The organism is Streptomyces dioscori (assembly GCF_003024195.1).
GTDB lineage: Bacteria > Actinomycetota > Actinomycetes > Streptomycetales > Streptomycetaceae > Streptomyces > Streptomyces dioscori.
The window spans coordinates 177,483-194,627 of record NZ_KZ679038.1 but is presented as its reverse complement, the minus strand read 5'-3'; the positions used below and the strand labels follow the sequence as shown (position 1 = coordinate 194,627).

The 17,145-nt window shown below is 69.3% G+C and carries 15 protein-coding genes and 5 pseudogenes; 9 read left to right on the top strand and 11 right to left on the bottom strand.

Going from position 1 to position 17,145, the window contains the following annotated elements:
* Positions 1-59: 59 nt before the first annotated feature.
* Genes C6Y14_RS00945 through C6Y14_RS00930 form a run of 4 tightly spaced genes read right to left on the bottom strand, consistent with a single transcriptional unit; the run spans position 60 to position 4,858 of the window.
* Positions 60-1,067 carry a DUF5914 domain-containing protein gene (locus C6Y14_RS00945; protein ID WP_107014486.1) on the bottom strand — a complete coding sequence of 336 codons (1,008 nt, stop codon included), beginning with the start codon at positions 1,065-1,067 and terminating at the stop codon, positions 60-62.
* Entirely contained in the window at positions 1,064-2,059 is a 996-nt protein-coding gene (locus C6Y14_RS00940; RefSeq protein ID WP_107014485.1) for a phytoene/squalene synthase family protein, read from the bottom strand. The genes C6Y14_RS00945 and C6Y14_RS00940 overlap by 4 nt, the downstream gene beginning before the upstream one ends.
* Positions 2,046-3,665 (bottom strand): phytoene desaturase, encoded by a 1,620-nt coding sequence (locus tag C6Y14_RS00935; RefSeq protein WP_107014484.1) that lies wholly within the window; start codon positions 3,663-3,665, stop codon positions 2,046-2,048. The genes C6Y14_RS00940 and C6Y14_RS00935 overlap by 14 nt, the downstream gene beginning before the upstream one ends.
* Positions 3,662-4,858 (bottom strand): polyprenyl synthetase family protein, encoded by a 1,197-nt coding sequence (locus C6Y14_RS00930; protein WP_107014483.1) that lies wholly within the window; start codon positions 4,856-4,858, stop codon positions 3,662-3,664. Before C6Y14_RS00930 ends, C6Y14_RS00935 begins: the two co-directional genes overlap by 4 nt.
* A gap of 381 nt (positions 4,859-5,239) precedes the next feature.
* On the opposite strand from C6Y14_RS00930, the pseudogene C6Y14_RS00925 reads away from it, so the two are divergent.
* A pseudogene (locus tag C6Y14_RS00925) lies at positions 5,240-5,982 on the top strand (phosphotransferase family protein).
* Positions 5,983-6,012: 30 nt separating this feature from the next.
* Here the strand turns inward: C6Y14_RS00925 and C6Y14_RS00920 are convergent.
* Positions 6,013-6,381, bottom strand: coding sequence for a VOC family protein (locus C6Y14_RS00920; RefSeq protein WP_107014482.1), 369 nt, complete (start codon positions 6,379-6,381; stop codon positions 6,013-6,015).
* A 74-nt stretch (positions 6,382-6,455) separates the two neighbouring features.
* On the opposite strand from C6Y14_RS00920, the gene C6Y14_RS00915 reads away from it, so the two are divergent.
* The gene (locus C6Y14_RS00915; protein WP_107014481.1) at positions 6,456-6,926 is read left to right on the top strand and encodes a MarR family winged helix-turn-helix transcriptional regulator; all 471 of its coding nucleotides are present in this window, start codon (positions 6,456-6,458) and stop codon (positions 6,924-6,926) included.
* A gap of 121 nt (positions 6,927-7,047) precedes the next feature.
* Here C6Y14_RS00915 and C6Y14_RS00910 read toward each other — a convergent pair whose 3' ends face one another.
* Together C6Y14_RS00910 and C6Y14_RS00905 are read right to left on the bottom strand one after the other, a co-directional pair.
* Positions 7,048-7,491, bottom strand: coding sequence for an NADPH-dependent F420 reductase (locus C6Y14_RS00910; protein ID WP_225890819.1), 444 nt, complete (start codon positions 7,489-7,491; stop codon positions 7,048-7,050).
* Between the two features lie 114 nt (positions 7,492-7,605).
* A pseudogene (locus C6Y14_RS00905) lies at positions 7,606-7,710 on the bottom strand (IS5/IS1182 family transposase); the annotation flags it as partial.
* A gap of 555 nt (positions 7,711-8,265) precedes the next feature.
* On the opposite strand from C6Y14_RS00905, the gene C6Y14_RS00900 reads away from it, so the two are divergent.
* The 4 genes and pseudogenes from C6Y14_RS00900 to C6Y14_RS00885 all read left to right on the top strand — a co-directional run bounded on the left by C6Y14_RS00900 (position 8,266) and on the right by C6Y14_RS00885 (position 10,703).
* Positions 8,266-8,592 carry a hypothetical protein gene (locus C6Y14_RS00900; RefSeq protein WP_159074135.1) on the top strand — a complete coding sequence of 109 codons (327 nt, stop codon included), beginning with the start codon at positions 8,266-8,268 and terminating at the stop codon, positions 8,590-8,592.
* A 188-nt stretch (positions 8,593-8,780) separates the two neighbouring features.
* Positions 8,781-9,095, top strand: a pseudogene (locus C6Y14_RS44765) (hypothetical protein); the annotation flags it as partial.
* Positions 9,096-9,194: 99 nt separating this feature from the next.
* Positions 9,195-9,596 (top strand): hypothetical protein, encoded by a 402-nt coding sequence (locus C6Y14_RS00890; protein ID WP_225890818.1) that lies wholly within the window; start codon positions 9,195-9,197, stop codon positions 9,594-9,596.
* Between the two features lie 359 nt (positions 9,597-9,955).
* Positions 9,956-10,703 (top strand): annotated as a pseudogene (locus C6Y14_RS00885) (transposase family protein).
* A gap of 4 nt (positions 10,704-10,707) precedes the next feature.
* Here the strand turns inward: C6Y14_RS00885 and C6Y14_RS00880 are convergent.
* Both C6Y14_RS00880 and C6Y14_RS00875 read right to left on the bottom strand, forming a co-directional pair.
* A pseudogene (locus C6Y14_RS00880) lies at positions 10,708-10,827 on the bottom strand (NAD(P)-binding domain-containing protein); the annotation flags it as partial.
* The gene (locus C6Y14_RS00875) at positions 10,824-11,867 is read right to left on the bottom strand and encodes an SDR family oxidoreductase (protein ID WP_107014479.1); all 1,044 of its coding nucleotides are present in this window, start codon (positions 11,865-11,867) and stop codon (positions 10,824-10,826) included. The pseudogene C6Y14_RS00880 and the gene C6Y14_RS00875, both read right to left, overlap by 4 nt.
* 160 nt (positions 11,868-12,027) lie before the next feature.
* Here C6Y14_RS00875 and C6Y14_RS00870 point away from each other — a divergent pair, with 160 nt between their 5' ends.
* Positions 12,028-12,939 (top strand): LysR family transcriptional regulator, encoded by a 912-nt coding sequence (locus C6Y14_RS00870; protein ID WP_107014478.1) that lies wholly within the window; start codon positions 12,028-12,030, stop codon positions 12,937-12,939.
* Positions 12,940-13,109: 170 nt separating this feature from the next.
* On the opposite strand, the gene C6Y14_RS00865 is transcribed toward C6Y14_RS00870, so the two are convergent.
* Complete coding sequence (locus C6Y14_RS00865; RefSeq protein WP_107015109.1) at positions 13,110-13,757, bottom strand: DUF4352 domain-containing protein; 648 nt, start codon at positions 13,755-13,757, stop codon at positions 13,110-13,112.
* A 707-nt stretch (positions 13,758-14,464) separates the two neighbouring features.
* On the opposite strand from C6Y14_RS00865, the gene C6Y14_RS00860 reads away from it, so the two are divergent.
* Positions 14,465-14,917, top strand: a complete 453-nt coding sequence (locus C6Y14_RS00860; RefSeq protein WP_107014477.1) for a peptidoglycan-binding domain-containing protein — start codon at positions 14,465-14,467, stop codon at positions 14,915-14,917.
* A gap of 388 nt (positions 14,918-15,305) precedes the next feature.
* Entirely contained in the window at positions 15,306-16,076 is a 771-nt protein-coding gene (locus tag C6Y14_RS00855; RefSeq protein ID WP_107014476.1) for a hypothetical protein, read from the top strand.
* A 162-nt stretch (positions 16,077-16,238) separates the two neighbouring features.
* On the opposite strand, the gene C6Y14_RS00850 is transcribed toward C6Y14_RS00855, so the two are convergent.
* Positions 16,239-17,090, bottom strand: coding sequence for an SCO6745 family protein (locus C6Y14_RS00850; protein ID WP_225890817.1), 852 nt, complete (start codon positions 17,088-17,090; stop codon positions 16,239-16,241).
* Positions 17,091-17,145: the final 55 nt, after the last annotated feature.

Sequence of the window (17,145 nt, the reverse complement as noted above, 5' to 3'; positions counted from 1 at the left end):
TCCGTAGCTGACCCCTCCTTCTGCCACTGGCGCCCTTCTGCCGCTGGCACCCCTTCCGTTCAGCCCGGAAAGCGTCCCGTGCTGCGCAACGCCCAGCGCCGCTCCGCGTAGGCCAGGTCGTCGCGCCACAACCGGCCGGCCGTCCGGCGCATCAACGGGCGGAGCGCGGGCGCGGCGGCCCGTGCCAGGGCGAAACCCCGCCGGTCCGAGGCGGCCACGACCGCTTCGATCACGGCGGTCCGCGGCCGCTCCACGGCCTCGCCGGTCAGCGGCGTGGCATGGGTCTCGACCACGGACGTGGTCCCCTCACCCTCGGTGATGCGCATCACCACGGTACGTGGTCCGGGCGCCGTGAACTCCGCCCGCACCGGGACCACCAGACGGTCCGTCAGCCGGAAGGAGACATCGACGACGAACGCGTCGTCCGCCTCGCCCAGCGGCGGACGGGTCACCGTCAGGTCGACGAACGAATAGGGGTGGAACCACGAACCGTGCCACGGGTCCAGCCGGTTGGCGACCACGTCCTCGGGCTCGCACCGACCGACGGCCATGAAGACGGCGTCCACGCCACTGCCCGTCGCCGGCCGCTCCGGTACCAGAGGCCGATCGGACGGATCCTCACCGCCGACCGAGTCCAGCCGGACCCATACGAGCACACCGTCGTCGTGCGCGGGGAACGGATCCCACCCGGCGAACGACCCTCCGTCCAGGGCCAGTCCGTGCCAGTGACACACCAGCGTGCCGCACACCACCCGGCTGTCGCGCAGCGGGGCGCCGAGGTGCGGGCAGGCACCCGGGCCGGCCCGCAGTTCGCCCGTCTCCGTCCGCCACAGCACGACCTCGACGCCGCCGACCGTTCTGCCGTAGGGGCGCTCACCGACGCGCACGTCCCGCGAGGCACCCACGACGAACCAGTTCCCGGACGGACGCGCGGACGCCCGCTTCAGCGCGTCGGCGATGACCGCCGGACGGGCCTCCTGCCAGGTCGACGGCTGTGCCGCCCAGTCCGACCGACGGCGCCGCCGCAACGGAGGCGTCCAGCCGGCTCGTTCCGCTCGCTCACTCACCGCACGGGCCCCTTCCGCTGCAGGGCCGTGACGCCCGCCCTCGATGTCCGGTGCGAGGCGCGAGCGCCCCGACGGGCCCTGGCGATGCCGACGATTCCCGCGGCGGCCGTCACCGCACGGCGCCCGCGCGAGACGACCGCGCGGCGGTGCAGCACCGTGTAGTCCTGGTCCGCGATGGCGTCGAGAATGCCGCCGTAGAGAGTGAACGCGGTGCGGATGCAGGGCCGCGTCCGCGGGTCCAGCATGGCGATGCCCGGTTCCGCCGCCCGGTAGACCTTCCTGGTCATGTCCTCGGCGGCGACGAGCGCCCGGTGGATCCTCGCGTCGGGGCGTCCCGTGCGGCGGCTCCACTCCAGGAGCGGACGGTCCACGCCGTGGGCCGCGAGCAGGTCGGCGGGCAGATAGACGCGGCCCCGGTCCAGGTCCTCGCCGACGTCGCGCAGGAAGTTGGTCAGCTGGAAGGCCACGCCCAGGTCGGCGGCGTGCGGCGCCGCCTCCTCGCGCGAGGTGACCGTGCCCAGCACGGGCAGCATCTGCAGTCCGATCACCGCGGCCGAACCGTGCATGTAGGCGCGCAGGTCGGCGTAGGTCGGATAGTCGGTGATGCGCAGGTCGCTGCGCATCGAGGCCAGGAAGTCGGCGAACAGCGTGTGTTCGATGTCGTACCGGCTCGCGGTGTCGGCCACGGCCCTGACCACCGGCTCGTCCCCCGAGCCGGTACGCAACCCGTGCGCGAGGTCGCTCTCCAGTTGCCGCAGCAGCCGGTCGCGCTCGTCGGGCGTCCGGTGCCGGTCGAGGTCGTCCACGATGTCGTCCGCCCAGCGGGCGAAACCGTACAGCGCGTGGACGGCGGAGCGGCGCTCCACCGGGAGCAGACGGGTGGCCAGGAAGTAGGTCCGGCCGTGGCGGGCGTTGAGCCGCCTGCAGTGGGCGTAGGCCATGCGCAGGGCGGGATCGGTGATGTCTGCGGCGTCCAGCTCACGACGGGTCATGAGCACCTTCCTCGGTGGTGACCGCGGCGGTACGTGCCGCGCGCGGTACGGGACGGATACGCGGGCCGCTGCCTCGGACACCACGTGTGACGCCGTGGGTGACGCCGCCTTTGACGCCGCCCGTGACACCGCCTGTGACGCGTGCGGCGGCGAGCTTTCCGCTGATGAGCACGGTCGGCACACCGACGCCGGGTGTGGTGCCGCAGCCGGCCAGCACCACGTTCTCCAGACCGCGCACCAGATTGCGCGGGCGGAACGGTCCTGTCTGGGCGAAGGTGTGGGACACCGAGAACGGGCTTCCCGCCGCGTGTCCCTGCGCCGCCCAGTCCAGCGGCGTCACCAGCAGTTCCTCCTGCACACTGTCGGCGAATCCGTGCAGGCCCCGACGCTCCAGTTCGGCGACCAGGCTGTCGCGGTAGCGCGGGCCGAGGTCCCGCCAGTCCTCGGCGGAAGGGCCGACGTCGGTGTTCGGGCACGGGGCCAGCACGTAGTGCAGATGCTTGCCCGGCGGGGCGAGAGTGGGGTCGTGCGTCGTGGGCCGGGTGATCAGCAGGGACGGGTCGCTCATCAGTTTCCCCGACCGGGTCAGCTCCTCGAAGGTGCCCTCCCAGGCCCCGCCGAACGAGAGGGTGTGATGCGCGAGACCGGGCCACGTACGGTCGGTCCCCGCGTGCAGCACCACGGCCGACGGTGAGTGCCGCAGCCCCACCGGGCGGCGGGGCTTCCGCCCGACGAGCCGGTGCGCCGTGGACAGCTCGCAGGTCAGCACCACCGCGTCGCAGGGGATGCGTTCGCCCGAGGCGACATGTACGGCACGCACCCGGCCGCCGCTGCGTTCGAGCGAGGTCACGTCGGTCGACCAGCGGAAGTCTGCGCCCGCGCCGGCCGCCGCGTTCGCCATGCCCCGGGGCAGCGCGTGGATGCCGTTCTTCGGGAACCAGACGCCGGCCACCGTGTCCATGTAGGCGATCACCGCGTACGCCGCGAGGGCCCTGGCCGGGGTCACTCCGGCGTACAGGGCCTGGAAGGAGAAGATCCGGCGCAGTCGTGGGTCGGAGAGGAAGCGGCCGATACGGCGGTCCAGCCGTCCGAAGCCGCCCAGCGCCGCCAGCCGGGCCAGATCGGGGTGCAGGAGCTGGAAGGGGGAGTCGAAGTTGGTGTCGATGAAGCGCCGCATCTGCGCCTTGTACAGCCGCTCCAGCCACTGCCTCAGTTCGCGGTAGCCCGCCGCCTCGGCCGGTCCCGCGAACCGGCGCACCTCCGACTCCATGGCCTCGCCGTCCGTGTGCACGTCGAGCGATGTCCCGTCCGCGAAGGACGCCCGGTAGGCCGGGTGAAGGGCCGTCAGCTCGACGTGCCGGGCGAGGCTGTCACCGACGGCGGCGAAGGCTTCGTCGGCCAGGTGCGGCATGGTCAGCACCGTGGGACCGGTGTCCACCTCGAAACCGCCCATGCGTACGTGACCGGCTCGGCCGCCGGGGCCGGGGTTCCGCTCGACGACGGTCACCCGGCGGCCGGAGCCCAGCAGGTGCAGCGCGCAGGCGAGGCCGGAAAGCCCGGCACCCACCACGACGACATGATCAGTCGGCCCCGGTACGGTTTTCATGCCGCCTCCCCGCTGTGTCCCAGTGCGACGCCCGAAGCGCGCTCGACCAATGTGGTGAACTCCCGCCGTACGACGGGGTCGGAGGTGGCCCCCTCGAAGTGCCGTACGCTCGTCGCCGCCAACTCCGAGATCTTGGACTCCACGACGTCCCGGGCGCCGGTGCGCTCCAGGGCCGCGCGCATCCGGTCCACCGCGTCGTCCGACCGGACGCCGAGGTCGAAGCCGGTGCCGGTGCCGGTGACTGTGCCGGTGACTGCGCCGATGCCGGTCACGGGGCTGAGGGCGTCGGCTGCCTCCGCGTCACCGGCGGCGTCGGCGAGCCACAGGCCGACCGCGAGGAGGTAGGTGAGTTTGCGGGTCCGCAGATCGTCGTCGGCCGGTTTTCCGGTCATGTCCGGGTCGCCGTAGGTGCCGAGGAGGTCGTCCCGCAACTGGAAGGCCAGCCCGGCGCAGCGCCCGGCCGAGCGGAGGGCGCTCAAGGTGTGTTCGTCGCCACCGGTCAGGGAGGCGCCCAGCGTCAGGGGCCGCTCGACCGTGTACAGCGCGCTCTTGAGCGTGGCGATGCTCACGGCCTCGTCGACGCCGGACGATCCGGCGGCCTGCGCGTGGATGTCGCGGTACTGGCCGGCGACCATCTCCGTGCGCATCGCCTGCCACTCGTGGAACAGCCGCGTGCCGTGCGGCGAGGCGAGCGCCGTCTCCGTCAGCACGTCGTCCGCCCAGACCAGGGCAAGGTCGCCCGCGAGTATCGCGACGGAGGTCGAGAACACTTCCGGCGAGCCGGTCATCCGCGCGGCCCGGTGCATGCGGGCCAGTTCCACATGGACAGCGGGCGCGCCCCGACGGAGCGGTGATCCGTCCATGACGTCGTCGTGCATCAGAGCGCACGCCTGTACGAGTTCGAGCGCGGCCGCGGTCCGCAGGAGCGCGGTGGGGTCACCCGAGCCGCCCGCGGCCCGCCAGCCGCACCATGCGAACGCCGAGCGCAGCCGCTTGCCGCCCCGCCGGACGAACGCGGTGACCCGGCCGGCGACATCCTGGGCGAACACCTCGTCCACGTCGAAGGCCGTGCGCAATTTGGTGTCGAGTACATGCCCGAGCTCCGCCTCGACGGCGCGGACGGCCTCCAGGGCCGTGAGCGGACTGTCGACGGGCAAGACCGCTTCGGCCGCGGTGGGCCGGAGTCCCAGCATGCACAACTCCCCTTCACTCTCGGTCACCTGCACACCAGTGCTTCTCTCGCGGGCTTGTTAACGGATGCGCTGATTCCTGCCCGGTACGGGACCTGTCGCCGGTGGCAGTCACTCCACTGGCGCAGCACCCTGCGTCCCCGCGCGGTGCGGCACCTGGGAGGCGCGGCCCATATCGCCTCCGCCAGGTGGGCGAGCCGTGCGGCTGAGCGGCACGGGGCCCGCCTGTGGACCGGCACCGCCGCGGGCACCGGTCGAGAGCGGCGTCACCCTGCGGACCGTCGGCGACCATCGCTGGGGGAGCCCTCATGCGGCTTGCGGCTTGCGGCTTGCTGCTTCGAGGTGAGGACTCTCTTGATCCAGGGCGCGGTCTAGGGTGCGTTCATGGCTGAGGGCAAGCGCACGGTGGCTGTTGCACATGGCGGCGATGACACGGGCTGGGCCGCCACTCGTGTGTGGGTGGAGGAGCGCCTCCCCTCCGGCGACCGGATTCGTGCTGTCGAAACGCTGCGCGGCGGGTGGACGTCACGGATGCGCCGCCTCGACGTCGAGGGGAAGGACGAGCCGTACTCCCTCGTGCTCCGGTCGTTCACCAAACCGTTCTTCGTGGAGCACTCGTGGGGACTGCTGACGAGGGAGGCGGACGTCCTGCGGCTGCTCGCCGACACGAGCGTGCCGACCGGGACGTGTGGCAGCGGGCCGTTGACGTGATCCGCCGTCCTCCGCCCGCCCATCGGTCCTGTTTCCTGCACTGTGACTTCCACCCGGGGAATGTCCTTTTCAGCGGACAAGGTGCCGCCATGGCGATCACTGGTGTCGTGGACTGGGTGGAGACGTCCTGGGGGCCGGCCGACTTGGACGTGGCCCACTGCTCCACCGCACTCGCGCTGCTGCACGGCGTGCCTGCCGGTATGCGGCTTGCGGATCGCTACACCGCGGCCGGTGGAACGCTCAGCGACAGCCCGGACCACCTGTACTGGCGTGTCTTGGATGCGTTGGCCTTCGCGCCAGACGCGGAGAAGGTCGCCGAGCCGTGGCGGGAACTCGGGCGAATGGACCTGACGTCATTCGTGCTGGCAGAGCGCTTGGAGGACTATCTCGGGGCACTCCTCGAAGCGTACGGCTGAGGGTCTGAGGGTCTGTTGGCGTCGGGAGCGTCAGGCGCGGTCGTGGAGCGTGACCTGGTAGCCGTCGGGGTCGGCGAAGGTGAAGGTCCGGCCGAAGGGGCCGTCGACCGGTGCGGAGACGATGGTGTGACCGTCGGCGACGAGAGCATCGTGGATGGCCTGGACGTCGGTGGCGTGGAGCCAGATCGCGGCACCGATGCCGGGCTGGACGACGGATGCCAGATCGGTGCCGGGAACGACGTCGCGGAGTGCGAACGCGATCGGCTTCGTCTCGAAGACGACGGCGTGCGGGGGCCCGGCCTGCGAGCGGACGAGGCCGAGGTACCGCTCGTAGAACGCCTGCGAAGCGTCGAGGTCGCGCGCTTGGAGCGAGATGAAGTCGGGGCCGGTGGCGGGCATGGTGATGCTCCTTCGGTCGTGTCAACGTTCGTGTCAGCTTTCTGACACAGGCCACTGTATGTCAGAATCCTGACATGAATCAAGACGGTGTCGACCTGGAGACGTCTCTGGGCTACCTGCTGAAAGAGGCGTCGAGCGTTCTGCGCGTAGCCATGGAGGAGGTGCTGCGGCCGCTCGGGATGAGCGTGACGCACTACTCCTGCCTCGAACTGCTGGCACAACGGCCGGGCTTGTCGAACTCCGAGCTCGCGCGGGGCGCGTTCGTGACCCGGCAGTCGATGAACGTGCTGCTCCAGACCTTGGAGCGAGAGGGCTACGTGACCAGGCCCGCGGAGGCGCCCGTCGGGAAGGTGCTGCCCACGCGACTCACGCCTCGTGGCCGACGGAGCCTTGAGGAGGCGACCGTAGCGGTCCGTTCCGTCGAGGTCAGAATGCTGGCCGGTATGACCGAGGCCGAGCAGTCGGGCGCGTTCCGGGCCCTGCGGAGCATGATCCATTCCCTGCGTGGCGGCAACACGGGCAACGGCGGCAGTGGCGGCGCATAGCTCTTGAGCCCGTCGCACGTCCGCCGCCGCAGACGGAACGGAGGGTCACCCCGCCCGGCACCTCCACCGGACGGGGCCCGAACAGGGGTGGACCGTATCGCGGGTCCGTGCCGGCCAGCGGTTACCGCGTGGCGGTGGCCAGCGCCGCGCGGATGGCGTCTTCGCCGACCGGCCGGCCCTCCTCGTCCGAGAACGGACCGTACGGGGTCCCCCACACAGGCGTGCCCGGCTCCTGCCGCCAGCTGTCGGCCAGCGGGCCGCCGTCCACCAGGCCGTACCCGATGGATTGGATGAACTCGCTCACCGCCGCCTTCGCCGACGCGGAGTTCCCGGCGATCGGCAGGTACGGGCGGTCGGCCGCCCCCGTCGGGCGGGCGAGAGACAGCAGGTGCTTGAAGAAGATGGTGTGGAACGCCTTCACGGGCAACGCGTCCGGGACGTACCGCTGAAGCAGCTCGCTCGATGTGAGCGTTTTGCTGTCGAGCTCGGGGATGTGCCCGTCACGCTCGGAGCCGTAGTTGCAGGTGTCGATGACCGTCTTCCCGGCCAGGGGTGCGACGGGCAAGTGAGGGAATGCCTTGACCGGCACCGCGACCACGACGAGGTCACCGGCCTCCGCGCTCGTCGCCGCGGACGCCCGCGGTCCCAACTCCGCGACAGCGTCCGTGAGTGAGCTTCTTCAGCATTGCAGCTCCGGGGTGAGGACGGCCTTGGCGATTGACGTCATGCGGTTGGGGCTGCAGCGGGACCTGCGGAAGATCCGCCAGGACTTCAGGCGGGCGACCTGGAGAACGATGAGACTGCCGCTGGCGCGAGGAGATCCGGCCGGGTCAAAGTTCAGAGCAGCTTCTCGCCGATCCTGCCGTTCGGGTACAGGGCAGCAGCACGTGCAGCCAGTTGATCAGCCCTTAAGTGACCCAGGCCAGGCGGCCCGGCGGGACCACGGCGCGCGCCAGCAGCTGATCGTGACCCTGACATCTGTCAGGGTCGCAACGTCCCGGGTCCGCCCTACAGTTCGAGGCGCCTGCTGGGCGTCCCCTGCGCCGCTCCGGCGGCTGAAGCGGGGGCCGTTAGCGCTTCGGTCAGGTCACAGTACGGGCGCCACGGCCACAGCGCCCCTCTTCGGAAGCCATCAGCACCTGGACCCAGGGAGAAACACGTGCACAGCCTCAGACGGATCTTCAGCGTAGGAGCAGCCGCGATCATGTTGGCGGCAGGCGTGGTGGCCGGATCCGCCGGCGCGGCTCAGGCAGCACGGTCGGACTGCGAGGGAGGTGTGAATGGTTTCACCGACATCCCGGACAGTCTCAGTGGCCAGGGGGTGGGGGGTGCGGGTGCGATGGTGATTGACTTTCCCCACGCTGTCGCCTCGTACTCGATGCAGGCCGGCAACGTCGGAGGCCGACAGGCCGCGTGGGGCGTCTTGACCACCGGATCGGGCAGCAACTGGGGCTCCGGGGTCCTGGCACAGGTCTGGATGGACGTCAGCAACGACAACAGGCAGACCTGGATCCAGTGCGGTTCTTTCGACACGATGACGGGCGGCAAGAGGATGACGACGCCGGCCTACCCGACCAGCAGCTCGTCGAGCCGGGCTTTCCGCGTCTGCGCGCGGCTGCTGAGCCAGGGCAGCAACAGCGGCATCCAGTGCACCTCTTGGTGGTAGACCACCCACCTCTCTGCTCCGCGTCAACAGCGCGCCGGCACCCATCGCCGGCAAACCGGAGCAGGTCCAGGCCCAAGGACCACTGAGCTTCATCGATGTGGCCACCGATTCGGTGACGGTCCGTGAAGCGCAACGAGCGAAGCCCCCGGGCTGTTGATCGAGATGTCTGACGTCTCAATCACGCTGCTCGGAGTTACACCGACCTGGGCAGGCTGACCCGTTCGCTGAACGTTCCCGGTGGCGTACGACCGGCGGGCACGTGGTTCGGCACCTGGAGCTCCGGTGTCAACGTCCGCCCCGAGCCCAACACCACCCGCGACCCGTTCCTCCAGCTCCCCGCCGGGGTCGAGGTGCTGGTCGGCTGCCAGACGCGAGGGGAGACCGTCTCGGTCCCGCCCTACACCAACGAGTGGTGGGCCTACCTGCCTCAGTACGGGGGCTATGTCAGCAGCATCTACATAAGCAGTCCGGACAACCAACTGCCCGGCGTCGCGCAGTGCTGAGCAGTGCATCACGGTGCTGCGAAGGGCCTGCGGGAAGAGCCGGGCAGGCACCCGGCACCTTTCGGTCGAACTCGAAAACCAGTGAGAAAAGGACAGTGGATGACCAGGACCAGGAAGTATCTCTCCCTCTGGATGGCAGCCCTCGCCCTGACGGCGGGCGGTGTGATCGCCGCCCCTTCGGCCAGTGCCGCTGCCAGCGCCGAGTGCGGAGTTCGGGCGAGCGACGGCCGGCTGTGGTGCGGGAACGGAGCCCCCGCCATTCTGCGCTCGGGCGCCTATCACGAAGCGAACATAACGGGGCAGCTCTATTCCACCTTCAGCTGGTTCGACTGCTGGACCTATGGTGGACTGCACGGCGGCGGCAACACCACCTGGTACCACACCAAGGGTGACTGGACCGCTCCTGGCTACGACGGGTGGGGCTACGTCCCGGCGGACTGGGTCAACACACCGTCCTCCTTCGACGCCGATCCGAGCGCGCGCGGTCTGCGGCACTGCTGAGCGCAGCACTGCCGAGCTCGCGGGACCACCTCCTTGATGTCGTCGGTCTCCTCCACGAGACCGGCGGCATCGTCGTCGTGGCGCCCCATGTCGGCAACCCATTCCCTCCCGTTAACGGTGCCTGACGGATCAGTTCCGGGTCACTCGGGGATGATCTGTCCATGCGGTATGAGGCAGAGCGCCCTTTGGGTGCAGAGCAAGATCTAGTCACAGGTGGTAGCACCCTGCCCGAGGCTACAACCACTGAGCTTCTTCGATGTGGCCACCGATCGGTGACGGCCCGTGCAGCGCAACGAGCGAGGCCCCCGGGCTGTTGATCGAGATGTCTGACGTCTCAATCACGTTGCTAGGGGGCCTCGTTGGTCGTCCATCCTGCCGCACTTGACCTGCCGCATGCACTCGTGGAGTGGGTCACCATGTTGATCGTCACCCGTGAGGGCGACCGGCGCTGCAAGCTCCGTCCGTCCCAGCGAGCGATGGTGGCACTGGTGTACCTGCGCGAGCACATCACTCTGGCGAAGATCGCTGCCGGGTTCGGGATCAGCGAGTCCACCGTGCATGCCTACACCAGTGCAGTCGTCGACCTCCTCGCCGCCCGTGCACCGGGTCTGCTGAAGACGCTGCGCGAGCATGATCCCGACTTCGTCCTGCTCGACGGCACTCTCGCCGAGTGCGACCGGGTCGGCGACGGCCGGGCCGACTACTCCCACAAACACCGGCGCCACGGCGTGAACGTGCAGGTCGTCACCGATCCCGGCGGCCGGCTGTTGTGGCTCTCGCCCGCCCTGCCGGGCCGCACCCACGACCTGACCGCTACCCGCGCCCACCGGATCATCCGGATCTGCGAGCGCCAGGGCGTTCCGATCGTGGCCGATCTCGCCTACCAGGGCGCCGGTCCGTGGCTGACTACGGGCATCAAACGCAGGCCCCTGAAGAAACTGACTCCCACCGAGAAGACTCGCAACCGTGCCCTGGCCGCAGCGCGCACCCGTCGAACGCGGAGTCGCCCGCCTGAAGTCCTGGCGGTTCTTCCACAGGTCCCGATGCAGTCCCAACCGCATGACGTCAATCGCCAAGGCCGTCCTCACGCTGGAGTTGCAACGCTGAAGAAGCTCAGTGTTTCCGGACCGCGCGAGTTGCTGAGCACGACCTGGTGTCCGGCCTCGATGGCGAGCCGCGCGACGGTGATGCCGATGTTGCCGCTCCCGATGATTCCCACGGTCGTCGTCATATTCTCAGTGTCCTTTCAGGGCAGGCGGAAGAATTGGAAGATTGAGAAGAGCCGAAGCGCTTTTGTTTTCCGGGCTCGTTGCAATGCGGCCCTTTCCGCCACCCGGCGGGGAAGTAGTGGCCGTTGTCCAGACCGGCGAGCAGGCCGGGCTGAGTGGGTTCCCAGCCGAGGGTCCTGCGGGTGATGTGGTTGGACGCCGGATAGCTCTGCGTGACGATGTTCGCGAGGACCCCGAAATGCCCCGGCACCATCAACACATCCGCGGGAACGCTCACGACGGGCAGGCCCAGACGGTTGCCGATGGCCTCGGCGATCTCGCGGAGCGGAATGGCCCCGTCCCCGTCCCCGACCGCGTGCCAGTACGCGCCGGCCTGTCCCTTCTCCAGTGCCAGGCGGAACAAGGAGGCGGCATCGCGGATGTGCACGGCGTTCCACTGATTCGCGCCGTCCCCGGGATAGCCGACGAAACCCTTCTCCTTCGCGAGCGCGATCAACTGCACGAGGAAGCCGGCGCGATCGGTCGTGCTGTGCACGATATTGGCAATCCGTACGACCGAGGATCGCACTCCCCGCTCGGCGAGTCCGATCGCGGCTCTTTCCACGACGTTGCGGACCCGCAGGGTGCCCTTGTACTCGTCGCCGCCGGGAAGGGCCGGGTCCTCCTCGGTCGCCGGTCGCCCCAGGTACCCCGGCGAGCCTATGCTCCCCGCCGTGACCAGGGGTTTCCCGGTTCCCGCCAGCGCCTCGCCGTACGCGAGCATGATCGGGAGCTCCGCGGCGGCCACGGCGTCGAGCCCGCCCGAGGGAAGCAGTTCCTGCCTGTGCGCGACGTGGACGACGCCCTCGGAGTCCGCGGCGGCCTGCTTGAGTCCGTCGAGATCCTCCAGGTCACCGCGACGCACCTGCGCGCCGAGCGCGGACAACGCCGCCGCAGCCGCGTCCGACCGGGCCAGACCGGTGACCTCATGTCCGGCGGCGATGAGCTCGGGGACGATGTACGAACCGGAATGGCCGGTCCCACCCGTGACGAAAACGCGCACGCTGATGCTCCTTGCGAATGATGGGGAATTCTCATGCCGAATTCGAGCGGCCCCCGTTTTTTTTCTGTGCTCATTCAGGTTGTCGTTTTCCGTGCTGGGTGTCCAAGACCTCTTTTGGTTGCGGTGATACCCTGAAAGCATCACCGGACCGGGAGGCCTCGTGGATCTGGACCTGCGCAAAATGCGTTACTTCGTCGCCGTGGCCGACCGGTTGCACTTCGGCCGTGCCGCCGATGAGCTGCATATCGCGCAGCCGGTGCTCAGCCGCCAGATCCGCGCGCTGGAGCAGGATCTCGGTGCCGCACTGTTCATCAGGGACCGTCACGGCGTGGCGCTCACCGACGCGGGCAGGCAACTGCTCGCCGACGCCGGTCCGTTGCTCGCCTCCGCGCACGCGGTCCGACGCCGCGTGTCCGCGGCGGCCCGCGGCACCCGGCGGCTGACGGTCGGTTTCCGGGCCGGAATCCCGGTCATCCCGGCGGCGCAGGCGTTCGAGACCCGGCACCCGGACGTGGTCGTGGACGTGCAGCGCATCGAAGGGGACGACCAGGCCCCGATGCTGCTCGACGGCCGCATCGACGTCGGCTATGTGCGACTGCCCATCGACGAGACCGGCCTGCGCGTCACCCCGCTGTACGCCGAGCCGAGGGTGGCGGTCCTGCCCACCGGCCACCGGTTGGCCGGCAAGGAGGAGGTCACCGAGGCCGACCTGGCCGGCGAACCGCTGCTCTGGCATACCGACCCGAGCACGCAGCCCACCAGGCGCCCGCATCCGAACGCCGGGTACGTGGTGCGCGGGGTGGACGAGACGCTCGAACATGTCGCGGCCGGCCGGGGCATCTCGTTCCTGGCCCGTTCCGCGACCGTGTTCTACTCGCATCCGGAAGTCGTCTATGTGCCCATCCCGGATCTGGCACCCGAGCAGGTGTGCCTCGCGGTGGCGGCATCGCGGACGTCCCCCATGGTCGATGACTTCCTCGCCGCGGCGCGGACGACGGCCGAGATCACGGCGGAATGCGGGAACTACGAAATGTGGCAGCTCATGAGCGACGCCGTCTCCGAACACGGCTGAGCAGCCGGCTGACGACAGCTGTGCCGGCACTGGGCGCGGCGTGCGTCCAGCCGGGAGCTGTACGCCTCTCCATCGCGTCGGTGATCGGATAGGTACGTCTGTGGCCGGGTGCGCATGCCGAAGCCCGACCTCGCACGGAGGCGGGCCGGGCTGACGGACCGCAGGGTCGGTCAGGACACGTCGGCGCGGATCGATTCGCCGATGAGCCCGTCCGTGTAAGTCACGGTCTTCGGGGTGAACTTGCCCTTGCCGGTGACCGCTCCGGTGACGTTCTCGCCGGGGGCCAGTTCGACGGTGTCGATCTGGTTCTCGTCGGCGGCCAGCTCGGAGGCGTGCTTCGTGCCCTTGCTGTCGGTGATCGCGAAGTAGAGCGGGTTCACGTCGATCGTGTCGTCACTGTTGTTCGTGATGGTCACGGACACGCTGGTGTAGTTGCCGTCCTGCGCCAGGATCGAGCCTTTGAAGGCGGTCTCCTTCGCCGTGACCTTGATGGGCGACTCGGGCGCCGCCTCTTCCTTCTTCTTCGGGGCCTCGCTCTTCTCGTCTCCGGCACCACTGTCCTTTGTGGCGACCGCGGTTGTGTCTTTGCTGGTGTTGTCGTCGGAGTCGCCGCCGAGAGCGGCGCCGAAGATGCCCACGATGACGAGAAGGCCTACGGCGCCGGCGCATCCGATGCCGATGTTGCGACCCGTGTTGCTCTTCCGCGGCGGCGGAGGCGGGGCTCCCCACCCCGGTTGCTGCGGTCCGCCCCACTGCGGTTGCTGAGGCTGCTGGCCCCAGTTCGGCTGCGGTGGGTTCTGCGGGTTCTGTTGGTTCATGTCGTCCCCCATTGGTCCTTATATACGCAAGAGACGTGAATCTATACCATGTGTGGGGCTCGTGAAGAATCAACTGCGGTTCTGTGACGTGCGGGAATGCCGCAGGGTGACTCGACCGCGTCCCTCGTCAGCGACGAGGCCAGGCCGTCCAGCGCCGTTCCGGCGAAGCCTGCAGGCTCAGCTCGCCGCAGACGGATGCGGTGCCGAGGAGCACGAGCAGGTGTGGATCGGCGATTGGGACTCCGAGGATGTCGTACGCCCCCGGAACTCGGAGCACAGGCTGGCCGACAACGGGCCGTACCTGGTCCATCACGTCGACGGGGGAACCGCACCGGATCGACCCGTCTCCGCGGCGACCGGTTGTCCAATCAGTAGGTGTTCGTGTTCCCCGGCCGGCCATCCCGTGGGCGCGGCGGAGTCGCCCCAGTTCCTTGTGGGGCGAACGACCGGCACACCCAGCCACCGGGCCGGGCTACTGTGCCCGTCGTACGGGGCTGACACCGGCCATGGCGGTCGCGTGAGACCTCACCCGCAGGGCGGCGAAGGGGTGAGCCGGTGAACGGCCCGTTGTGTACGCGTACCGGTGCGAGCTGGGCGGGACGCCCCGGCCCGCGACCGTCAAGCGTTGTGGCCTCGCCGCTGACCACAGCCAAGGACTGCGTGGTGTCGAGCCTCGCCCCTGTCGGTTGCCTACGAACTGGAGAATTGTGAACCGAAACCGTTTCAAGGTCGGCGCCATCAGTGCCGTCGTCGGCGTGGTCTCGACGCTGCTGGTCGGTTTGACGACCGCGAGCCCTGCCTCTGCCGCCACCAACGAGTGCAACACCGGCAGGATCTTGACGGAAGCTTCAAACCTCCCCAGCGGGCGGTATCTCTACCTGCCTGCGTACAACCGCTCCCTCTTCCTCTGCTGGATGGCCTACGGAACCCGAGGCGACGAAGTCAGAGCGCTTCAGCTGGCGGTCAACCATTGCTACAACACCGTCCCCAACCTTGAGGTCGATGGCATCTACGGGGACGCCACCCGGGCTGCGGTACGCACTATTCAGACCACGCACCGAATCAAGGTGGACGGCGAGTACGGCCCCGATACCTACTACGCGATGATCAAGCCGGCGTATCGGACCGTCGACAACGGGTTCTCCGGCACCTGCATCTAGAGGCTGTTCGGAACCGGTCAGCACTGGCCCAGTGTGTCGCGCCAAGGGTGCACACCGTCGGTGTGCACCCCCAGTCGTCATGCGGTCAGTTGACCCTGGTGATGCTGTACGGGAGTCAGCGTGACAGGGCCGATGAGGCCGTTGGCCTGGGCGGCGCGGGTGGAGGGTTCGCTGGAGAGTGTGCTCAGTCGGTCGATGAGGGTGGTGGAGGCCCGGACGGTGACGGTGTTCCTGCCCGCGTGCAGGTAGGTGCCGATGTCCGCTGTCGCGGCCGGCTGGCTGACGGGTGGGAGACTGTGCTTCGGCTCGGTCGGCGTGCTGCCGTGGCGACGGGTTCGGTTCGGCGACGTGGGCGTTCAGGACCGTGAGGGAGTGTGCGGGTATCGCGATGCGCGGGGGTTGTCTCTTCAAGGGCTGTCTGGCGGTCCCGGTACTGGCGCTCGTGTGTGTCGTGGTCGTGATGGTGTCCTTCTGGAACACCGGCAGGGAGGCCGACGCCGAAGCCCGGGACCAGGTCGAAGAAGCCGTCGACAATACGCGGGCACGGCTGGCGAGGTCGGCCGCCGATGGTGTGCTGCTGGACACGGAGATCCAGCGCGCGGTCCGGAACTTCAACAAGACGACGCCGCTGACCGAGCGGCGCGAAAGGCGGGTGACGGTCACCGCTCGATTCGCCGGCATGGTGAACGTCGGCTTCGGTGGCACGCACGCCGACGGCTGCTACCGCTTCGATGTCGTCCCGGCCACGGCCGTTCCGTCGGTCGCCGTACGTGAACTACCGGGCAAGGACTGCCTGGTGCGCTCCGACCGGTCCTTCCGTGAGCCTTCGGCCGTCGCCGAGGACATCGTCGCCGAACTGCGTACGGCGATGGCCTCCGGTGGTCCGGAGGCCGCCCGAACCGCCGAGGTCTGGAGCACCCTGGGTGTCGAACTCGCGGACAGCGAGATCCGAAGCGGCCAACTCATCGCTCTCGTAAGGTTGTCGGGCAGCGTGGGCCCGCAGGGCGAGGACTGCTTCGAGTTCCGTGCGAGAAGGGCACAGCCCGCCGCCGTGACCGTCAAGAAGCTGAAACCGGACGGTTGTCACCGCCTCCAGCGTGAACGCGACGCCCAGGCGGAGAAGGACCGCCGCGCTGAACTCGGCCCGGACGCCGGGTGATCGCGGCGGGCACGACCGGGGGACGGGTGCTGCGTATCGCGTGTGCGTTCCTGCGGCCCGGTCAGCTCGTGGCGGCCATCAGGGCGGACACGATCCCTCCCGGACACAGAACCTCTGCCGGACCGAGGACCGTGCGCACACGGTACGTCCCCTTGCTCGGTGTCACTGCGAGCCTGAGGCCGTCAGGGTCGCGGTGATGGGTTCGAGCTCGGTGATCAGTTCTTCGAGTTCGGCGGGGGACAGGGCGTCGTAGGGCGGGGTGGCCAGTTCGTCGGTGAGGGTTTCGACGCGTTGTCCGGTCGCGCGGCCGGTGTCGGTGAAATGGCCGTGCAGGTCGATGAGTCCGCGTTCGCGCATGCCGTCCATGACCGCGGCCAGGCGCTCTTTCGGCAGGTGATGGATGCGTCCGAACGACTCCGGGGGGTGGATGCCCTGTTCCAGGGCGGAGAGCACGTGGGCTTCTGTGCCGCCGATACGCGCGCCGACGAGAGCGGCGATGTGCCCGTCGCCGCGGTGCTCGCGCAGCATGGTCGCGGAATGCCACAGCCGGGCTACGGGGTCGCCGGGAATTTGGAGGGCGCGCATGCCCGCGTACATCACCCGGCCTTCGGTGGGGGCGCTCGTCGCGGCCTTGGTGGTCAGGTCCGCCGCGCGGACCAGGCCGGGGGAGGCGGCCCGCTCGTCGCCGAGGATGCGCCGTAGGGAGGCCGCGCTGCCCCGCTCCCGCGCGGCGACGGAGGCCTCGGGCGGGATCGTCTCCCAGGCGCCGGGGATGTGCCGTGCGGCCTCCCCGTCGGCGAAGTTGTAGAAGGCCGCGTGCACGACGTGGGCCGGCACCCGGCCCAGTGGTGCGGCGCGGCTGGCGAAGTAGCCGTCCCAGTAGGTGCGGTGGCCCAGAGCGGCCAGTTCCTCGTTGCACTCGTCGGCGCAGAAGGTGACCAGACAGATCGGCTCCAGGAGCTCGAACATGCGGCGGGCGATATGAGTCGTCCGGTGCAAGCGCGTGTTGCCCATCGGTGCTCCCTCGGTCAGGTGTGCCGATGTGGACCGTCCGGCACACGCGAACTCA